Consider the following 20635-nt stretch of genomic DNA (forward strand, 5'->3'; position numbering starts at 1 on the left):
TTTTGTTGTGATAACAAATTATTCATGGTATTTTTTATAAGTATTAATAATGCTATTTTATTATAGTGGGGTGAAGAGGTTGAAAAAAATTGGTGTCCTAACTAGTGGAGGAGATTCCCCTGGTATGAACGCAGCTGTACGTGCTGTAGTACGTAAGGCTATTTTTCATAATGTAGAAATTTATGGTATTTTTCATGGGTATTCTGGATTAATTGAAGGACAAATAGAAAAATTAGAATTAGGCTCTGTAGGAGATATTATCCATCGTGGTGGTACGAAGTTATATTCTGCAAGATGTCCTGAATTCAAAACTGTAGAAGGTCAGAAAAAAGGGATCGAACAGTTGAAGAAGCATGGTATTGAAGGTCTAGTTGTAATCGGTGGAGACGGCTCGTATATGGGAGCTAAGAAATTAACTGAGCATGGATTCCCATGTGTTGGTGTTCCGGGTACGATTGACAATGATATTCCTGGTACTGATTTCACAATCGGTTTCGATACAGCTTTAAATACTGTTATCGACGCTATTGATAAAATTCGTGATACAGCTACTTCACATGAACGTACATATGTAATTGAAGTAATGGGAAGACATGCTGGTGATATTGCTCTTTGGTCAGGACTTGCAGGTGGAGCAGAAACCATCCTAATTCCAGAAGCAGACTATAACATGGATCATGTCATTTCTCGTCTTCAACGTGGACATGAAAGAGGGAAAAAGCATAGTATCATCGTTGTGGCTGAAGGAGTAGGTAGTGGTGTGGAAATCGCCAAACAAGTAGAAGAAGCTACTTCATTTGAAACTCGAGTTTCAGTTCTAGGTCATGTTCAGCGTGGTGGATCTCCATCAGCATTTGACCGAGTGTTAGCAAGTAGACTAGGTGCTTTTGCAGTGGAGCTACTTCTTGAAGGAAAAGGTGGACGTTGCGTTGGTATTCAAAAGAATGAACTTGTTCACCACGATATTCTTGAGATTTTAGACCAACCACATACTATTGACGAAAACATGTATCAATTATCTAAAGAACTTTCTATATAATACATGTAATGGTATCGTTTTCATAAATAATCATAAAGTGAACCGAGGGAGGGGCAAGCTTATTGTCTTGTCCCTAAATTGACTAGAATGTAGGAGGAAATAATAAATGCGTAAAACAAAGATTGTTTGTACGATTGGTCCAGCTAGTGAGTCTGTAGAGAAATTAACGGAGTTAATGGAAGCAGGAATGAATGTTTCTCGTCTTAATTTTTCACATGGAGACTTTGAAGAGCATGGGGCACGAATTGTCAATATTAGAGAAGCAGCAGCAAAGCTTAACAAGAATGTAGCAATTCTTTTAGACACTAAAGGACCTGAAATTCGTACAAATACTATGGAAAACGGTGCAGTTGAATTAGTTGCTGGAAATGAAATCATTGTCTCCATGAAAGAAGTAATTGGAACAACTGAGAAATTTTCTGTTACATATGAAGGACTAATTGACGATGTTCATATCGGTTCTACAATCCTATTAGATGATGGCTTAATTGAACTTGAAGTTATTAGCTTAGATCATGCAAACGGTGAAATTAAAACAAAAATTAATAACAGTGGCACGTTGAAAAATAAAAAGGGAGTAAACGTACCTGGTGTAAGCGTAAAGCTTCCTGGAATCACTGAAAAAGACGCGAAAGATATCGTGTTCGGAATTGAACAGGATGTTGATTTTATTGCAGCTTCTTTCGTTAGACGTGCGTCAGATGTATTAGAAATTCGCGAACTTCTTGAAGAACATCATGCAGGACATATCCAAATCATTCCTAAGATTGAAAACCAAGAAGGTGTAGATAACATCGATGAAATCCTAGAGGTTTCTGACGGGTTAATGGTAGCTCGTGGCGATCTTGGAGTAGAGATTCCTGCAGAAGAAGTACCTTTAGTTCAAAAAGAATTAATTCGCAAATGTAATGCATTAGGGAAACCGGTTATTACTGCTACTCAGATGCTTGATAGTATGCAACGTAATCCGAGACCTACACGTGCAGAAGCAAGTGATGTAGCTAATGCAATCTTTGACGGAACAGATGCTATTATGCTTTCGGGTGAAACAGCTGCTGGTACTTATCCAGTTGAAGCGGTTAAAACGATGCATAACATTGCATCAAGAGCGGAACAAGCATTGGATTACAAACAAATCCTTTCTAAGCGCAGCTCTCAAGTAGGCACTACTGTAACGGATGCAATTGGACAATCAACGGCATATACTGCATTAAACTTAGGTGTTTCTGCCATTGTTACTCCAACTGAAAGTGGCCATACTGCTAGAATGATTTCTAAGTATCGTCCTAAGTCTCCAATCGTAGCAGTTACTGCTTCTGAATCAGTTTCTAGAAAGCTAGCATTAGTATGGGGAGTGTATCCAAGAAGTGGAAACGTTTCAACTACTACTGATGAAATGCTTGACCATTCTGTTCTTGAAGCAATTAACAGTGGTCTTGTCACTCATGGAGATCTTGTCGTTATTACTGCTGGAGTACCAGTCGGTGAAGCAGGAACAACAAACTTAATGAAGGTTCATGTTATTGGTGATGTGATCGCTAAAGGTCAAGGAATTGGACGTAAATCTGCTTTCGGTAAAGTAGTTGTAGCAAGTACAGCTAAAGAAGCAAAAGAAAAAATGTCTCAAGGTTCTATCCTTGTATCTCAGTGTACAGATCGTGATATGATGGAGGCATTAGAACAAGCTTCGGCTTTAATTACAGAAGAGGGTGGCTTAACGAGTCATGCCGCTGTTGTGGGTCTAAGTCTTGGAATACCAGTCATAGTTGGAGTTGAAGGTGCAACTTCTACATTAAAAGATGGTCAAGATATTACAGTTGATGCAATCCGTGGGGTTGTTTACGAAGGACACGCAAGCGTACTATAAGAATAGAATTAATGATAGAATGAAGAGAAGGGAAATCCTTCTCTTTTTTCTATGGTAAAGGTTCAGATTGATTGTTTGCACTTCGTTGATTTTCTTACGTGTAAAAGGTGAATGCTTTAAAATGCAAGTGCGCCTTCCTGAGCAACAAAGATTATACTCCTATATCCTTACAGTTACCGCAATTGATGTGGAGATGGGGAGAGGTTTAAGCATGGAAAAGCCTAAAAAAAGATAATTGGGGTGATAGAGCTATGAGGTTATTAATGCTATTGATTATCGTAATTCCAGCCTTAGAAATTGGTGTCCTTATTTTTTCTGGGAGAACAATAGGTGCGATACCAACCATTTTACTGATTATACTAACAGGAGTTCTTGGAGCTTGGCTAGCTAAACAACAAGGATTGGAAACACTAAGAAATGCCCAACAGCAAATGCAATTTGGACAAATTCCTGGAGCTGCTATTATAGACGGTCTTTGTATATTGGTAGGAGGATTACTACTCCTTACACCTGGATTTATTACAGACACAACTGGCTTTTTGTTGTTAATACCATTTACTCGAAATAAAATAAAGCCACTCTTATTAAAGTTTATTAAGAATATGATAGATAAAAATCAAATAACAATTATTAGATAAAGGCTATCCTACTAATTGTGTGTGTAAGTAATTCTTAGTAAGTGAATTCACTTCGTAAATAAAATAATTAGAGGTTCAAAAGGCTTCAAGACGCAGAAAGAGATCTCCAAAATGTAGAAGGTATTTAAATTCTATAGGTCTTTGTTTGTTTAAAATAAGCATTACAAAATTGATTATAGTTTTACTATTTTAAGACAAGGTTGTCGCGCAAAATTTGAAATTTCAATTTGTGCGACAACCTTATTTTTGAAATTAAACGTTAAAATCGGTGGAATAATTTAAGGTAGGCTACTGGCTATAATTAAGGTTCTAGAGATATTCACAAAGGTGAGAATCTATTTTCCTGTGATGAATTTCCAAGCATCTTTGTAAATACCAGCACGATACAATGTTTTAATAATCACGAGTGCAATAGGACCTGCAACTAGTCCTAAAAAACCGAGTAGCTTATAACCGACAAATAGAGAGATAAGTGTAGCGAGAGGGTCAACACCTATTGTAGATGAAAGAATTTTAGGCTCCATGATTTGTCTTTGGATTATCACAATTATATAGAGAACACCCAACCCTATTGCTAACGGGAGACTTCCACTAAAGGATAAATAAATAATCCATGGAACGAAAATTAAGCCTGTACCTAAATAAGGCAGGAGATCTACTATACCAATGATTAGAGCAATGGTGATTGCGTAGTCCACCTTTAAAATGAGTAACCCAACCAGCACAATGCTAGTAGTGATGGAAATCAATGTTGCTTGCGCTCTGATGAAGCCTATCAATGCTTTTCTTAGTTCATCATAAATCGTACGACCGCTTTTTTTGGCCTTCTGGGGCATAAAGACAGAAAGAGCTGTTTTGAATTTATACCAATCCTTACTTATAAAAAAAGTGGCAAGTAATGAAAAAATAAACACGGTGGCTGCATTTGGTAACCAGCTCACAATTGCTGGAATGTTTTCCAAAAAGTTTTTAATAAATTGTCCTACACTAGAAGCGATTTGTTCTCCAATATTTTGGATATTAATGATGATAGATTGCTGTTGACTTGTTCCAAGGGTATTAAATGCTGCCATTAGCTGGTTGTATATCGGCATAATTTTTGTCACGATAAATGTTTCAATATAAACGGCAAAAAGATCGAGATGTCCAGGGATGACTTTTGCTAAATAAGAGGTACCTGTAACAATCTCGGCAATTAATAAAACTAACACACCAGCTGTTATACTTATTAATAAAAGTAAGGAAATAATGACAGATAGCCCTCTTGGTAGCTTCCCTTTATGATGTAGGAAGTTAACGAATGGATTAATGATCATTGCTAGAAATAGTGCAATGATAAATGGGTACGTTAAGGTAGATACATAGAAGCATAAAAAGACACTCAATAAGGTGACACCTGCTAGTAAGATAAACCGCAGTGTGCTATAGACATACTGAATATTTATTACATTCACCTCCATTGTTGTTCCAGGATTGGTCTTAGTCGTGTTATAAACAAAAGAAGAATTGAAGTTGGAACGAAAAGGAATATTTTGATCTTCCATTAAAATGTGTATTATAATAACAGCTTGTTTATACGTACGATTTGGAGGAAAGGCAAGATTATTTTAAATGAAGGCGGTATTCATTGTAGTGGGTGCAAATCCTTTTAATAGAGCCCGATGTGAAGGATGTTTAAATGAAACACTATCAGCTTAAGTTCACAAAGTCTTTTTTTCATAGTCTGTTCAAGGGCTTATTTTGTTCTTAATGAAGGAGGTTTTTTACATGTTTAATCAAGCAAATTTATTCATACTTATTTTACTTGTAATAGGGATCATAGCTAAGAATCAATCATTAATGGTAGCAACTGGATTTTTACTGCTCATTAAATTGCTAGGAGTAGATTCCAAGTTTTTATCTACTATTGGAACAAAGGGAATAAATTGGGGTGTAACAGTCATTACAATTGCTGTCTTGGTCCCAATCGCTACAGGTGAAATAGGATTTAAGCAACTAGCAGATGCTTTGAAATCTGCTTATGCATGGATTGCTCTAGGTGCTGGAATGGTCGTTGCATTAATTGCTAAGAGTGGATTATCATTATTAGCAGAAGATCCTCATATCACAACTGCGCTAGTGATCGGAACCATATTAGCAGTAGCTTTATTTAATGGAGTGGCAGTTGGACCTTTAATTGGAGCGGGAATTGCGTACCTTGCCATGCAAATTGTGAAGTTATTTAGTACTTAATTGGTATAGAAACATAATGATTTTTAGTAGTAAAATGTAATTTTTTTAGGCTTTATTCATTCGTTTAAGTAGACAGTCCAGGTCCCACTTTGGCAGCAATCCTCTGCTAAGTCTAAGCGAAAACACTATACAAATACATGGGCTTCCATAGAACCCTATCTAGTATCGTTTGAGCTCATTTATAAAGGATGATAGGAAAGATAATGGGAAGAACTTGAGAGAAAATATACACTAATATAACAAATTTATGATATCCTAATAAACAGAGGGCGGTTTAAATTGCAAGATTCCTAAAAAAACATTTTTCTAAAAAATTTATATCTTTAGAATGGTTTTCATTCACAAAAGTCTGATAATTGTTTATAATAGGAATAGGTGTTATAAATTTGCCTGTAACTATGCTACTTTGTATGAAGAGCATAGGAAATAAAGTATTGATCAAAATGAAAGATTGATACACATCTATAGTCACAGCTGTAATCATTTTGTGACTATTTTGCAGAGTTAAAATGTAAGCATTTTCTTTTTAAGGAGTGCCTATATTTGAGCAAGCGCTCAATCATCGAAAGTTTAAAAGAATGAATATGAAGGGTATCTCAATAAGAGGTTTTCCATCATTCATAGGTCTTTCTGTTACATACAGAATGAGCGAATGAACATTTATTGCAGGGGATCTTTTAACTTACTAGATGATGAAAAATGGGGAATAAAAGGTAAAGGAGAGAGTTTATATGACAGTAACACGCGGTCTAGAAGGTATTGTAGCAACTACTTCATCTGTTAGTTCAATTATTGATGATACTTTAACTTATGCTGGGTATAACATTGATGATTTAGCGGAGAATGCGAGCTTTGAGGAAGTAGTTTATTTACTATGGCACAGAAAACTTCCAAATACTGATCAATTATCTCAAATTAAACAGCAGCTTGCGGAAAATGCTAAGATTCCACAGCAAGTAATTGACCACTTCAAAACATATCCTATCAACAATGTACACCCAATGGCAGCTCTTCGCACAGCTGTATCATTACTGGGCTTATTTGATGAAGAAGCAGATGTAATGGATACAGAAGCAAATTATAGAAAAGCAATTCGTCTACAAGCACAGCTTCCAATCGTTGTTACAACATTTGCTCGTATCCGAAAAGGGTTAGAGCCTGTAGAGCCAAGAACAGACTTATCTATGGCAGCGAACTTTTTATACACTTTATCTGGCGAAGAACCAGATGATATCGCAATAGAAGCTTTCAATAAAGCTCTTGTTTTACATGCTGATCATGAGTTAAATGCTTCTACATTTACAGCACGTGTTTGTGTAGCAACACTTTCTGATGTGTATTCTGGTGTCACGGCAGCAATCGGTGCGTTAAAAGGACCATTACATGGTGGTGCTAACGAAGCTGTTATGAAAATGCTCTCAGAGATTGGTGAAGTAGATAACGTAGAAAGCTATATCAATGAAAAATTTGCAAATAAAGAAAAAATTATGGGCTTTGGGCATAGGGTTTATCGTCAAGGAGATCCACGTGCAAAGCATCTTAAGAAAATGTCTGAAAAGCTAACAAAATTAACAGGTGAGCCAAAATGGTATGAAATGTCTACGAAAGTGGAAGAACTAGTTACATCTAAAAAGCCGCTACCACCAAACGTAGATTTCTATTCAGCATCTGTGTACCATAGCTTAGGCATTGATCATGATTTGTTCACACCAATCTTTGCAGTTAGCCGTGTTTCTGGCTGGTTAGCACATATTCTAGAACAATATGATAATAATCGCCTAATTCGCCCTCGTGCTGATTACGTAGGTCCTGATAAGCAACAATATATTCCATTAGAACAACGTGGTTAATCAATAAAAGGTAAAAATAAACCAATCTCCTTTAAAAAAGGAGATTGGTTTAGGAATAACGAATGAAATCGTTACCTGAAAGTTGAATTTTATATAAAATTTACGTTTCCCCCTGCAAAAAGATTGAAAAACATCTATACTTAAATGTGAAATAATCTATTCCTGAAATAGATTAAGAATACTACATATATTAGGAGGTAATTGTTTTGTCACAAGGCCAAAAAATTACAACAGTTAATGGTGTATTAAACGTACCAAATAATCCAATCATTCCATATATCGAGGGTGACGGTATTGGTCCAGATATTTGGGCAGCTGCTTCACGAGTTTTAGAAGCTGCAGTTGAAAAAGCATATAACGGTGAAAAGGAAATCGTTTGGAAAGAAGTATTAGCTGGAGAGAAGGCATTTGATCAAACAGGTGAATGGTTACCTGCTGAAACATTAGATGTTATCCGTGAATACTTAATCGCGATTAAAGGACCTTTAACAACTCCTATCGGTGGAGGAATTCGTTCTCTTAATGTGGCACTTCGTCAAGAACTAGATTTATTCACTTGCTTACGTCCTGTACGCTACTTCCAAGGAGTACCGTCACCTGTTAAGCGCCCTGAAGATACAGATATGGTTATCTTCCGTGAAAATACAGAGGATATTTATGCTGGTATTGAATATGCTAAAGGATCTGAAGAAGTTGAAAAATTAATCAATTTCTTAAAAACAGAAATGGGTGTTAACAAAATTCGTTTCCCAGAAACTTCTGGAATCGGAATTAAACCTGTCTCTCAAGAAGGAACGAGCCGCTTAGTAAGAGCAGCCATTAATTATGCGATTGAACATGGTCGTAAATCTGTTACTTTAGTTCACAAGGGTAACATCATGAAATTTACTGAGGGTGCATTTAAAAACTGGGGTTACGAGCTTGCTGAGAAAGAGTTTGGAGATAAAGTATTTACTTGGGCGGAATATGACCGTATCGTCGAAGCTGATGGTAAAGACGCTGCAAACAAAGCGCAATCTGATGCAGAAGCAGCAGGTAAAATCATTGTAAAAGATTCTATTGCTGATATCTTCTTACAACAAATCTTAACACGTCCACGTGAGTTTGATGTTGTTGCGACAATGAACTTAAATGGAGATTATATTTCTGATGCACTTGCAGCTCAGGTTGGTGGTATTGGAATTGCTCCTGGAGCAAACATTAACTATGAAACAGGCCATGCTATCTTTGAAGCAACACATGGTACAGCTCCGAAATATGCTGGATTAGATAAAGTAAATCCATCATCTGTCCTTCTTTCAGGGGTTCTTATGCTAGAACACTTAGGCTGGACAGAAGCAGCAGAACTTGTAACAAAGTCTGTAGAGAAAACAATTGCTTCTAAAGTTGTCACATATGACTTTGCTCGCCTAATGGAAGGTGCAACAGAAGTTAAATGCTCAGAGTTCGGTGATGAGCTTATTAAAAACATGGATTAATATGAAGCTAATAGAACATACTGTTTTATAGCTGTTGACGAAAGGGAACTTGGGCTAACCAAGCTCCCTTTCTATAAATTTATACATAAATAAGGAGATGTTATTTATGGCAATTAAGCGTAAAAAGGTTTCTGTCATCGGTGGTGGCTTTACTGGAGCAACGACTGCCTTTCTTTTAGGACAAAAAGAGCTTGCGGATGTTGTATTAGTTGATATTCCACAGATGGAAAATCCAACTAAAGGTAAAGCGTTAGATATGCTTGAAGCTAGTCCTGTACAAGGCTTTGATGCAAACATTACAGGTACGTCTAACTACGAGGATACAGCAAATTCAGATATCGTCGTTATTACTGCTGGTATTGCAAGAAAACCAGGCATGAGTCGTGATGACCTTGTTGCTACCAATGCGGGAATCATGAAGAATGTAACACGTGAAGTCGTAAAATATTCTCCGGATTGTATAATCATTGTTTTGACGAACCCTGTTGATGCTATGACCTATAGCGTCTACAAAGAATCAGGCTTTCCAAAGAATCGAGTAATTGGTCAATCTGGGGTATTAGATACTGCGCGTTTTAGAACGTTTATTGCTCAGGAGCTGAATGTATCTGTTAAAGATGTGACTGGATTTGTACTTGGTGGTCATGGAGATGATATGGTGCCACTAGTACGCTATTCTTATGCAGGAGGGATTCCTCTAGAGACGTTGATGTCAAGGTCTCGTTTGGAGGAAATTGTTGAGAGAACGCGTAAAGGCGGTGGAGAGATCGTTAACTTATTAGGTAACGGAAGTGCATATTATGCACCAGCTGCTTCCTTAGTAGAGATGGTAGAAGCAATCTTAAAGGATCAACGACGTGTCTTACCAACAATTGCTTACTTGGAGGGTGAATATAGCTTTGAAGGTATATACTTAGGTGTACCGACAATCCTTGGTGGAAATGGTCTAGAGAAAATAATTGAGCTTGATTTAACTGAAGAAGAAATGGCTGCTTTAACAAAATCGGCTAACTCTGTTAAAAGTGTGATGAAGCTATTGTCCTAAAAGGATGTGAAAGGGAAAGGAGAAGGTTTGCTTTCAATTCTCTTCTCCTCTCCAAAAACTCTATTGTAAAATGAAAGCATTTACATCATTTCTTCTTGTAGTAGAAGAAGTGAACTATTTTTTGTCCTAGCCAAAATGTTTTTTTTTTGCAACATGCATTTGATCCATGTCATTACATTTTTTAAGGTGGTGCACACATGCTACTAGGTAAAAAGCGAAAGCTTGGTAGACATATTGAAGAAATAAAAATGGGAGAAAAGTTATCCCTCACGGAGAAAATAGAAGACAAGGATTTATTATTGTACTTAGGTTTAACAAATGACTCTAACCCTCTTTACATTCAACATGATTATGCATCTCAAACTCCTTATGAAAAACCACTTGTCCCTAGTATCATGCTTACTGGCATCATAACATCAGCAATTTCAAAATATCTACCTGGTCCCGGTAGTCATATTGTGAAACAAGAAATTGAATTTCATAAGCCAGTCTATCATTACAGTATTGTTAAATTTTCATTTGAGGTTTTGGAGGTTAAGAAAGAAGAGAACCGGATAAACATTATGGTTGACGCTGTGAATGGAGACGAAGAAAAGGTGCTTGAAGCTAAAATCATTGTATGTCCCCCTGTTAAAGTAAAATCTATGGATGGAAAGGCATTGGAAAATTTTTAGGCTTACCAGTCTATTAAGTTCAATATGTTCAACTGGTTATTTGCGCTCAGAGTGACTGGGCGTTTTTTGGTGTGTAGCGTACGAGAACATACTTAAGTGCTTTGCCCCCCCATCAGTCTTTTTGCAAGAAAAAGTCCAATGCCTTAAACCGTATGAAAAAGGGCAATCGTTACGAAATCGTTTTGCTTAGACTGCCGCCTCCGAGGCTATAAGCTAATCTTCCTAAGAGTAGAAGATTAGAAGGTTTACTAACATTGACTATCTGTACAAGGCTTAAAACATGTATTACCTAGCACTACTTATGGAGTACTACCTTACTTAACGTTAGGAAAACAAGTTTGTGTACTTTTCTACAACAATAGTTGCCCTTTATCGCAACAATTCGCTAGAATAGAGATAATGAAGGAGAGAAATAGAGAGAGTAAGCTTAAATGGTTCATCTGAAGGGAAATATAATCTTGGAGGCTTATATGAGTAAGAAAATACTAGTAGTAGATGACGAGCAATCAATTTCAACATTGCTTAAGTATAATTTGGAACAAGCAGGATACACGGTGACAACGGCCGAAGATGGTGAAGAAGGTTTACACATGTGCTTATCAGAAGAGCCAGATTTACTTGTATTAGATCTAATGTTACCTAAAATGGATGGTATAGAGGTATGTAAGCAATTAAGACAAAGAAAAGTGATGGTACCTATTTTAATGCTTACAGCGAAAGATGACGAATTTGATAAAGTACTAGGATTAGAATTAGGTGCGGATGATTATATGACAAAGCCCTTTAGTCCAAGGGAGGTTGTAGCGCGTATAAAGGCGATTTTAAGAAGGAGCCAAACCATAATTGAGCAATCAGATGTAACTGAAGTAGAAGATGCTAATCAAGTAACTATTGGCGATTTAAAAGTCCTGCCGGAACATTATGAAGCGTATTATGCCAAAGAACGATTGGACTTAACACCTAAAGAATTTGAATTACTTGTCTATTTGGCTAAGCATAAAGGAAGAGTCCTCACGCGCGATCAATTATTGAGTGCAGTATGGAATTATGACTTTGCAGGTGATACAAGAATCGTTGATGTACATATTAGTCATTTGCGAGAAAAAATTGAACGAAATACCAAAAAGCCGCTTTATATTAAAACAATAAGGGGATTAGGCTATAAACTCGAGGAGCCTAAGGTGAATGAATAGGTTTCGTTCACGTTTTCTATTTGCGCTCATTACCCTAGTTATCGCTGTGTTAGTTGGTCTAGGTCTACTATTGGGGCAAATATTTAATAGTTATTATCTCAATTCATTTAAAAATGAATTGAAGAGAGAAGCGCAGGTTTCCAAATCACTATTGGTGAGTAACGAACTAACGAATCCACAGGTTGAACGTTTACTTAACGAATTAGGTGAAAACTTTGAATCTCATATAACTGTTGTAAATGAAAACGATGAAATTATATATGATGTTGGAGATCATGCGATTGAGCATAATCACAACTATTTACTACAAACGATCCTTCCCATTGTGAAAAATAGGGACAAAGGATATTATCATGCTCACCAAGCAGAAAAAATTGCTTATTATGGATTGCCTATATCATCAAATTCAGATTATAGAGGAACTCTTGTCATAAATGCTTCTATTGAGTCATTGAATACATTTAATCAGCAAATGTGGGCGATCTTAATTGCTAGCTTAGGACTTGCATTTATTATCATTTTATTATTGGGAGTTAGAATAACAGCCCAGTATACGAGACCAATTGAATCTGCAACTAAAGTGGCAATGGAGTTAGCGAAAGGGAATTATAAGGCCCGTACATATGAAGACCACCTTGATGAAACCGGAATGCTCAGTCAATCTATTAATATATTAGCTAGAAATCTACAAGACATGACAAGAGCTCAGGAAATGCAACAAGATCGCTTGCAAACGTTAATTGAAAATATGGGAAGCGGTTTGATTCTCATTGATGGTCGAGGGTATATTAATTTAGTAAATCGTGCTTACAAAGAATTGTTCGAAGTAAATTCTGCTAAATTTCTTTATCAATTGTATTATGATGCCTTTAGTCATAAAGAGATTATTGATATTGTAGAAGAAATCTTCATGACAGAAGTTAAGGTAAGAAAGCAGCTGCATCTTGCGTTGAAAATTGAAAGAAAACACTTTGAAGTTTATGGTGCTCCAATTATCGGAACGAATGATGAGTGGAAAGGAATTGTCCTCGTTTTCCATGATATCACAGAGCTAAAAAAACTAGAGCAAATGAGAAAAGACTTTGTTGCGAATGTTTCTCATGAACTAAAGACGCCAATTACCTCTATAAAAGGCTTTAGTGAAACGCTATTAGATGGGGCGTTAAGTGATAAGCAAACAGCGGAGTATTTTTTATCGATTATTTTAAAAGAAAGTGATCGTTTGCAATCATTAATTCAGGATTTATTGGATCTTTCTAAAGTAGAACAGCAAGGCTTTCAATTAACCATTCAAACATGTGACTTAAAAGAAATTTTAGATGATATCACCATCATGTTAGAAGGAAAAGCGAAAGAGAAGGAAGTAGGTCTGACTGTTAATCTTCCAAGTCAGTTGGTGTTTATTGAAGGTGACCTGTATCGATTGAAACAAATATTTATAAATCTCATCAACAATGCATTAACTTACACTCCTCAAGGTGGATCTGTACGGGTGGATGTTGAAGCATCGGATACCTATGCAAAAGTTATAGTAACTGACACAGGTATAGGTATTAAACCAGAAGAAATTCCAAGAATATTCGAAAGGTTTTACCGAGTTGATCGAGCAAGAAGTAGGAACTCTGGTGGTACTGGTTTAGGTCTTGCGATTGTTAAGCATTTAGTCGAAGCACATAAAGGGCAAATTCGTGTCAAAAGTAAGGTCGGAGAAGGTACAACCTTTACGGTAAAGTTGTTTAAGCAGATTGAATAACCTAGACAAAATGACATGCTTGTTAACATTTTTATGAATTTTCGACATAATTTACAATTACTTTACACCAAATTTATTATTTCTTAATATTCAATTGATAAGATACTAAGTGAAAACCCCTTCATCCAAGGAGCCAATCTTTTGGACGTAAGCTATATGCTTACGTCCCTTTTTTTATAGTTTTTTTGTAAAATATATATACCTAACAATAGAAAGTTCACAACATAAATAGTAGCTTACGTTATTGTGCTACTAAGAGAGGTTCTCATTTTTTACTTAGACATATTCTACCAAGAAACAGGAGGAACTAAGATGAAACGTCTATTTCTACGAAAACAAAAAGGAAAGACCATATAAAAATTGAAATAAATCTGAAACTTAATTGATATCTAATCGTATAAATAGATACACAAGAACATTCTAGACACTTTGTTGATCTTTAAAAGTAAGCAGGAGCTTGAGTGAAGTCCTGGGATTCAATAAAGTCTAGAATGAAATATTATACAACATATTAGTAGGTTGTAGCGAAAAAGGTGGGGGAAACATGATAAGCATGAAAAGAGTGCTCACAATGATTGGCTTTGCTCTTTTAATTATTCTTTTAGCGGTTGTAGCCTTTACATCATGGTACACAGTTGACGAGTCAGAGCAGGCCGTCATGATCACATTAGGGGAAGTGGAAGAGGGCATAAGTGAACCAGGATTACACTTTAAATATCCATGGCCAATTCAGTCAGTTGAAGTTCTTTCTAAAGAAACATTTAGTTTACAGTTTGGATATGAGGAAACAGAAGATGGGGAAGTGACAGACTTTCCAAAAGAAACGAAGATGATTACTGGTGACGAAAATATCGTACTAGCTGATATGGTTGTTCAGTGGAAAATTACAGAACCTGGGAAATATTTATTTAATGCTGAAAACCCAAAAGAAATGCTGGAGGATGCAACGTCTGCAAGCTTAAGAAGTATTATTGGTAGCTCGACAATTGACAATGCCTTAACTTCCGGAAAGGTAGAGATTGAGAATCAGGTTCAAGAGCTCCTATCGACTCTCATTGATGGCTATGACATAGGGATTACGATTCTTGCTGTTAAATTACAGGATGTTGACCTACCTAATGAAGAGGTACGTAAAGCATTTACGAATGTAACAGATGCACGTGAGACAATGAATACCCGAAGAAATGAAGCGAATAAATATCGGAATAAGCGAACAGAGGAAGCGCAAGGGGAAAAAGATGCGATTATGTCTGCAGCACAAGGTGATAAGGCGGCTAGAATTGAAGAGGCGCGTGGTGATGTGGCACAATTTAATGCCATCTACAATGAGTATAAAGGAGCAAAAGACATAACGGAAAAACGTCTAGTGTTAGAAACCATTGATCAAGTTTTACCTAATGCTGAAATTTACATTATGGAAGACAATGGGAATACAATGAAGTACCTACCAATTAAAGATGCAACAACAAAACCTGTGGCTCCGGTTGAACAGGAAGGAAGTGAAAATAATGGACAATGATAACGTAGTGAACATGGAAGAAAAAAAGCCTAATCCCTTTCAAAAATACTTTCGGGGTGGTATCAGCTTATTAATAGCGGCTATCTTATTGGTTGTCATTTTATCCAATCTCTATATCGTTAAAGAAAACGAATATAAAGTGGTCCGTCAATTTGGTGAGGTAGTGCGAATTATTGAGAACCCGGGTTTAAATTATAAAATCCCATTTATTCAATCTGTTACGACTTTACCTAAATATCAAATGACATATGATGTACAAGAAGCAGAAATTAATACAAAAGATAAGAAACGTTTAATTATTGATAACTATACGGTTTGGAAAATTAAAGATCCAAAGCAAATGATCTCTAATGCACGAACATTAGTTAATGCGGAAACAAAAATGGCAGAATTCGTTTTCTCAACTGTTCGTTCAGAGCTAGGACAGTTAGAATATGATGAAATTATCAATGATGAGAAATCTTCACGAGGTAGTTTGAATGACAAAGTGACAAATATTGTGAATGAATTACTTGAAAAGGATGGATATGGGATTGAAGTAGTTGACGTTAGGATGAAACGAACGGATCTTCCTTCAGAAAATGAACAATCTGTATTTACAAGAATGATTTCAGAACGTGAATCAACAGCACAAGGATACTTGTCAAAAGGGGATGCTGAGAAAAATCGAATCATCGCTGAAACAGATCGAGAAGTAAAAGAGATGCTAGCTAAAGCGGAGTCCGAAGCGGAGATTATTCGAAGTGAAGGAGAACAAGAAGCGGCTAAAATGTATAACGCGGCCTATTCGAAGGATCCAGACTTCTATGATCTATATAGAACACTTCAATCATACAAACAAACAATAGATGAAGAAACAGTGATCATTGTACCATTTGACTCACCATATGCTAAGTTACTTAAAGGAACTGAATAAGAAACACTCTAACTCAAAGAACCGTTGTTTTCCTTTCTATTTCTAGTCATGCTAAAATAGAGGGGGAACGATGGTTTTTTATTATGTAGGCTATATTATTTTTTGACTTTGTTGATTGGAGTGAAAGGCATGAGACTCCTGTTTAAAACATGAGGCAGCGCCAGCCCTTTATGGAATAGCCTAGTTTGGAAATGGTGTATTCAGGTTAAACGATCTAAATAATTAGGAGGAAAATTCATTTGACTAAGAAAAAGCTTGTCTTAATAGATGGAAACAGTATTGCATACAGAGCATTTTTTGCATTGCCTTTGTTAAATAATGATAAAGGTGTACATACAAACGCAATTTATGGTTTTACAATGATTTTAATGAAAATTCTCGAAGATGAAAAGCCTACTCATATGCTAGTAGCATTTGATGCAGGTAAAACGACATTTAGACATAAAACCTTCCAGGAGTATAAAGGGGGGCGTCAAAAAACTCCACCTGAATTGTCTGAGCAATTTCCGTTTATTCGTGAACTTTTAGACGCCTATCAGGTTTCACGCTATGAATTAGTAAATTATGAAGCTGATGACATTATTGGTACGTTATCAAAGCAAGCTGAAGTTGATGGATATGAGGTGAAGGTCATCTCTGGGGATAAAGATTTAACTCAACTTGTGACAAGCAAGGTTACAGTGGATATTACAAAAAAAGGGATAACGGATGTTGATTCTTATACACCTGACTTTGTTATGGAGAAATACGGACTAACACCAAATCAAATCATTGATATGAAAGGTTTAATGGGAGATACGTCAGATAACATCCCGGGTGTACCTGGTGTAGGAGAAAAAACGGCCATCAAATTATTAAAAGAGTTTGAAACTCTTGAAAATGTCATTAGTTCAACTGATAAAGTGAGCGGCAAGAAATTAAAAGAAAAGCTTGAAGAGTTTTCGGATCAAGCGCTAATGAGTAAACAGCTTGCCACAATTGATTGCGAAGCACCGGTTGAGATGACATTATCACAATTAGAGTATGAGGGATTTAACCAAGAGGAGGTAGTTCGTCTATTTAAAGAATTAGGCTTTAATTCTTTACTTGAGAAGTTTGGAGAAGAAGAGGCTACCGCTGAAGAAGTGATTGAGGATATCTCATTTGAAACCGTGTCGAATCTATCAGATGACATTCTAACAGATGAAGCAGCTCTTTACATTGAGGTGCTAGAGGAAAGCTACCATCATGCAGATATTATTGGTTTTTCCATTGTAAATGCTAATGGTAACTACTTTATCCCTACAGATATTGCTCTAGAATCTGACGCTTTTAAAAAGTGGGCAAATGATGATACGAAGAAAAAAATAGTCTACGATGGAAAGAAAACAACCGTGGCTCTTCAGTGGAAAGGGATTGCATTACAAGGGATAAGCTTCGATATTCTCATAGCAGCCTACTTACTCAACCCTTCAGAAACATTTGATGATGTATCAAGTGTAGCAAGAGCTAATGGTCTTACAGTTGTACAATCAGATGAGTCCTTTTATGGGAAAGGGGCAAAACGAAGTATTCCTTCTGGTAAAACACTACAAGAGCATATCGTTCGAAAGGGACAAGCCCTACATTTATTAAAAGACACTTTAGATGATCAATTAGAAAAAAATGATCAATCAGCGTTACTATATGAACTTGAAATGCCATTGGCGCTGATTCTTGCGCAAATGGAAGCAACTGGTGTAGTCGTTGATGTGGAACGCTTAAAAGAAATGGGAAAAAATTTAGCAGAGAAATTACAGACATTAGAAGAAAAAATCTATGAGCATGCTGGTGAGAAATTTAATATTAACTCGCCAAAACAGCTTGGTGTTATTTTATTTGAAAAATTAGAGTTGCCTGTAATAAAGAAAACGAAAACAGGTTATTCTACTTCTGCTGATGTTTTAGAAAAGCTTGAGGATAAGCATGATATTGTTAGAGAAATTCTTCATTATCGTCAACTTGGAAAACTGCAATCAACATACATTGAAGGTTTGCTTAAAGTCGTTCATGATGATACCCATAAGATTCATACACGCTTTAATCAAGTATTAACTACAACAGGAAGATTAAGTTCGATTGATCCTAACTTACAAAATATTCCGATTAGACTTGAGGAAGGTCGAAAGATTCGTCAAGCCTTTGTTCCTTCGAAAAAGGATTGGGTGATCTTTGCGGCGGATTATTCTCAAATTGAATTAAGAGTGCTAGCTCATATTGCTAAAGATGAAAATCTTATTGAAGCGTTTCAACAAGATTTAGATATCCATACCAAAACAGCGATGGATGTATTTCATGTGGAGAAAGATGAAGTAACCTCTAATATGAGAAGGCAGGCAAAAGCAGTTAACTTTGGCATTGTGTATGGAATAAGTGATTACGGTCTTTCCCAGTCGCTTGGCATTACACGTAAAGAAGCTGGAGAGTTTATTAAACGCTACTTAGAATCGTTTGTAGGAGTACAAGACTATATGGAGGATATCGTTCGTGATGCAAGGGAGAAAGGCTATGTAAAAACCTTGTTGCATAGACGAAGATATATTCCAGAAATAACAAGTCGTAATTTTAATCTAAGAAGCTTTGCTGAGAGAACAGCAATGAATACACCAATACAAGGAAGTGCAGCGGATATTATTAAGAAAGCTATGATTGATATGGCCGCTAGATTGAAACAAGAGAAGCTACAGTCAAAACTTTTATTACAAGTACACGATGAATTAATTTTCGAAGCACCTAAAGAAGAAATTAGCATCTTAGAAAAGCTTGTGCCAGAGGTTATGGAAAACGCCGTCGAACTTGTTGTACCTTTAAAGGTAGATTACTCCTATGGAGACTCATGGTACGACGCTAAGTAATATATAGGTTTTATGAGCCCCTTGCAAGAGGGGTTTCCTTGTTTTTACATGACTGAGTGAATGGTTCATGTCGATTTTTTACATGTTGATCGGAGTAAAACAAGAGACCCATGCGCCGTCTACACAGAGCGAATGCTGGAACAAAAAGATTATCAAAAAGGATGTGTTTACAATGCCAGAGCTACCAGAGGTGGAAACAGTAAGGAAAACATTGGTTCATTTAGTAAGTGGTAAAACCATTCAACGTGTTACTGTGTTATGGCCCAAAATCGTCAAAAGACCTGATGAGCCAAAGCAGTTTCAAGATGCTTTAAGTGGACAAACGATCCATGATGTGAAAAGAAGAGGAAAGTTTTTGAAAATTATAGTAGACGACTATGTGTTAGTTTCACACTTAAGGATGGAAGGGCGATATGGACTATATCAGGCTTCGGAAGAATACGATAAACACACCCATGTTATTTTCAGTTTTACCGACGGGACAGAATTGCGCTATCGTGATGTACGTAAGTTCGGTACAATGCACCTTTTCAAAAAAGGAATGGAAGAATCAGAATTGCCGCTATCCCAGCTAGGACCAGAACCGTTTTCTGATCAATTTACTCTCGCATATTTAAAGACAAAGCTAAAGAGTACATCAAGAAAAATTAAGCCAGTGTTATTGGATCAAACGATAGTAGTAGGCTTAGGGAATATCTATGTAGATGAAGCGCTTTTTCGTTCAGGAATTCATCCAGAAAGAACAGCCTGTGAGTTATCTGATGAAGAGTATGAAGCTTTACATAAAGAAATTATTTTAACTCTCCAAGAAGCTGTAGCACAGGGAGGAAGTACCGTTAGATCTTATGTGAATACACAAGGAGACATTGGAATGTTTCAGCTTCACTTATTTGTTTATGGAAGAACGAATGAACCTTGTAAAAAATGTGGGACTGTCCTAACAAAGTCAGTTGTTGGTGGAAGAGGAACACATTTTTGTGAAAAGTGCCAAGTTTAAATAGAAAAAAAGAGGCTGGGACAGAAGTGCCTGGCACCTTATCGTAACGACTATATGTACGCACTGATTTATCTAGTGCAAACAATAGATTGTATCGGAGGGTGCCTGGCTCTTTGTTTTGTCCCAGCCTCATCTTTCTGAATGGAGGAGACACGTACATTCTCCTTACAGACACCTCTACTAATACTCCCCTTATCGACATATAGTGATGAAAGGCTAAAGCTTAACGCCCTATTTTTATGTAGTAGCTGATTTAGTGTTACGTTGCTAGAAAAGACCACATGAATTGATTTTTCTTTTAGAATTTTTTCTCTTGCTTGGATCAATTTTTTTCATCAATGCTTATTTTAAAGAAACACAGTTCTACAGAACTTAGATGCCTTTTCATTTTTGGCTATTTATCAAGTGTCCGGTCAGGTTGAATTCCGGTTCAGTTGCTCGCTTTTTTGCGGGGTGGGCGGTGAGCCTCCCTCAGCGTAAACGCCTGTGGGGTCTCACCTGTCTGTACCACTTCTCCCGCAGGAGTCTCGCACTTCCTCTCCATTCAACCTTAAGTCGTTT

15 protein-coding genes are annotated in these 20635 nt (G+C 36.6%); 14 read left to right on the forward strand and 1 reads right to left on the reverse strand.

All coding sequences use genetic code 11. The annotated features are described in order from the left end of the window. The first annotated feature begins 79 nt into the window (after positions 1-79). From pfkA to A9C19_RS04880, 3 genes are all read left to right on the forward strand, one after another. Positions 80-1039: a 6-phosphofructokinase gene (gene pfkA / locus A9C19_RS04870; protein ID WP_072578897.1), complete on the forward strand. Its 960-nt coding sequence runs from the start codon at positions 80-82 to the stop codon at positions 1037-1039. 106 nt (positions 1040-1145) lie between these two features. Continuing rightward, positions 1146-2906, forward strand: coding sequence for a pyruvate kinase (gene pyk, locus A9C19_RS04875; protein WP_072578898.1), 1761 nt, complete (start codon positions 1146-1148; stop codon positions 2904-2906). 251 nt (positions 2907-3157) lie between these two features. Beyond that, the gene (locus A9C19_RS04880) at positions 3158-3544 is read left to right on the forward strand and encodes an FxsA family protein (RefSeq protein WP_072578899.1); all 387 of its coding nucleotides are present in this window, start codon (positions 3158-3160) and stop codon (positions 3542-3544) included. A gap of 335 nt (positions 3545-3879) precedes the next feature. Here A9C19_RS04880 and ytvI read toward each other — a convergent pair whose 3' ends face one another. Next, on the reverse strand, positions 3880-4989 hold the full coding sequence (gene ytvI / locus A9C19_RS04885; RefSeq protein ID WP_072581747.1) for a sporulation integral membrane protein YtvI: 1110 nt from the start codon (positions 4987-4989) through the stop codon (positions 3880-3882). A gap of 322 nt (positions 4990-5311) precedes the next feature. On the opposite strand from ytvI, the gene A9C19_RS04890 reads away from it, so the two are divergent. The 11 genes from A9C19_RS04890 to mutM all read left to right on the forward strand — a co-directional run bounded on the left by A9C19_RS04890 (position 5312) and on the right by mutM (position 20074). Further along, positions 5312-5776: a DUF441 domain-containing protein gene (locus A9C19_RS04890; RefSeq protein WP_072578900.1), complete on the forward strand. Its 465-nt coding sequence runs from the start codon at positions 5312-5314 to the stop codon at positions 5774-5776. Positions 5777-6507: 731 nt separating this feature from the next. Then, positions 6508-7626, forward strand: coding sequence for a citrate synthase (gene citZ / locus A9C19_RS04895; RefSeq protein ID WP_072578901.1), 1119 nt, complete (start codon positions 6508-6510; stop codon positions 7624-7626). A 206-nt stretch (positions 7627-7832) separates the two neighbouring features. After that, positions 7833-9104, forward strand: coding sequence for an NADP-dependent isocitrate dehydrogenase (gene icd, locus A9C19_RS04900; protein ID WP_072578902.1), 1272 nt, complete (start codon positions 7833-7835; stop codon positions 9102-9104). 106 nt (positions 9105-9210) lie between these two features. Further along, positions 9211-10149 carry a malate dehydrogenase gene (gene mdh, locus A9C19_RS04905; protein WP_072578903.1) on the forward strand — a complete coding sequence of 313 codons (939 nt, stop codon included), beginning with the start codon at positions 9211-9213 and terminating at the stop codon, positions 10147-10149. A 197-nt stretch (positions 10150-10346) separates the two neighbouring features. After that, the gene (locus A9C19_RS04910; RefSeq protein ID WP_072578904.1) at positions 10347-10823 is read left to right on the forward strand and encodes a MaoC/PaaZ C-terminal domain-containing protein; all 477 of its coding nucleotides are present in this window, start codon (positions 10347-10349) and stop codon (positions 10821-10823) included. A gap of 470 nt (positions 10824-11293) precedes the next feature. Next, positions 11294-12016 carry a response regulator transcription factor gene (locus A9C19_RS04915; protein ID WP_072578905.1) on the forward strand — a complete coding sequence of 241 codons (723 nt, stop codon included), beginning with the start codon at positions 11294-11296 and terminating at the stop codon, positions 12014-12016. Continuing rightward, a complete protein-coding gene (gene pnpS / locus A9C19_RS04920; protein ID WP_072578906.1) occupies positions 12009-13769 on the forward strand; it encodes a two-component system histidine kinase PnpS in 1761 nt (586 codons plus the stop codon). The genes A9C19_RS04915 and pnpS overlap by 8 nt, the downstream gene beginning before the upstream one ends. A gap of 544 nt (positions 13770-14313) precedes the next feature. Further along, complete coding sequence (gene hflK, locus A9C19_RS04925) at positions 14314-15288, forward strand: FtsH protease activity modulator HflK (RefSeq protein WP_072578907.1); 975 nt, start codon at positions 14314-14316, stop codon at positions 15286-15288. Then, entirely contained in the window at positions 15278-16204 is a 927-nt protein-coding gene (gene hflC, locus A9C19_RS04930) for a protease modulator HflC (RefSeq protein ID WP_072578908.1), read from the forward strand. Before hflK ends, hflC begins: the two co-directional genes overlap by 11 nt. A 239-nt stretch (positions 16205-16443) precedes the next feature. Further along, on the forward strand, positions 16444-19077 hold the full coding sequence (gene polA, locus A9C19_RS04935; RefSeq protein ID WP_072578909.1) for a DNA polymerase I: 2634 nt from the start codon (positions 16444-16446) through the stop codon (positions 19075-19077). Positions 19078-19249: 172 nt separating this feature from the next. Further along, positions 19250-20074, forward strand: a complete 825-nt coding sequence (gene mutM, locus A9C19_RS04940) for a DNA-formamidopyrimidine glycosylase (protein WP_072578910.1) — start codon at positions 19250-19252, stop codon at positions 20072-20074. Positions 20075-20635 lie beyond the last annotated feature (561 nt).

The organism is Bacillus weihaiensis, assembly GCF_001889165.1.
Classification (GTDB): domain Bacteria; phylum Bacillota; class Bacilli; order Bacillales; family Bacillaceae; genus Metabacillus; species Metabacillus weihaiensis.

What these genes read in the sequence shown, in the direction of transcription:
- mutM (WP_072578910.1), top strand. Translation starts at nt 19,250, where the DNA reads ATGCCAGAGCTACCAGAGGTGGAAACAGTAAGGAAAACATTGGTTCAT.
- mdh (WP_072578903.1), top strand. Translation starts at nt 9,211, where the DNA reads ATGGCAATTAAGCGTAAAAAGGTTTCTGTCATCGGTGGTGGCTTTACT.
- hflK (WP_072578907.1), top strand. Translation starts at nt 14,314, where the DNA reads ATGATAAGCATGAAAAGAGTGCTCACAATGATTGGCTTTGCTCTTTTA.
- A9C19_RS04890 (WP_072578900.1), top strand. Translation starts at nt 5,312, where the DNA reads ATGTTTAATCAAGCAAATTTATTCATACTTATTTTACTTGTAATAGGG.
- A9C19_RS04915 (WP_072578905.1), top strand. Translation starts at nt 11,294, where the DNA reads ATGAGTAAGAAAATACTAGTAGTAGATGACGAGCAATCAATTTCAACA.
- citZ (WP_072578901.1), top strand. Translation starts at nt 6,508, where the DNA reads ATGACAGTAACACGCGGTCTAGAAGGTATTGTAGCAACTACTTCATCT.
- A9C19_RS04880 (WP_072578899.1), top strand. Translation starts at nt 3,158, where the DNA reads ATGAGGTTATTAATGCTATTGATTATCGTAATTCCAGCCTTAGAAATT.
- A9C19_RS04910 (WP_072578904.1), top strand. Translation starts at nt 10,347, where the DNA reads ATGCTACTAGGTAAAAAGCGAAAGCTTGGTAGACATATTGAAGAAATA.
- hflC (WP_072578908.1), top strand. Translation starts at nt 15,278, where the DNA reads ATGGACAATGATAACGTAGTGAACATGGAAGAAAAAAAGCCTAATCCC.
- pyk (WP_072578898.1), top strand. Translation starts at nt 1,146, where the DNA reads ATGCGTAAAACAAAGATTGTTTGTACGATTGGTCCAGCTAGTGAGTCT.
- pnpS (WP_072578906.1), top strand. Translation starts at nt 12,009, where the DNA reads ATGAATAGGTTTCGTTCACGTTTTCTATTTGCGCTCATTACCCTAGTT.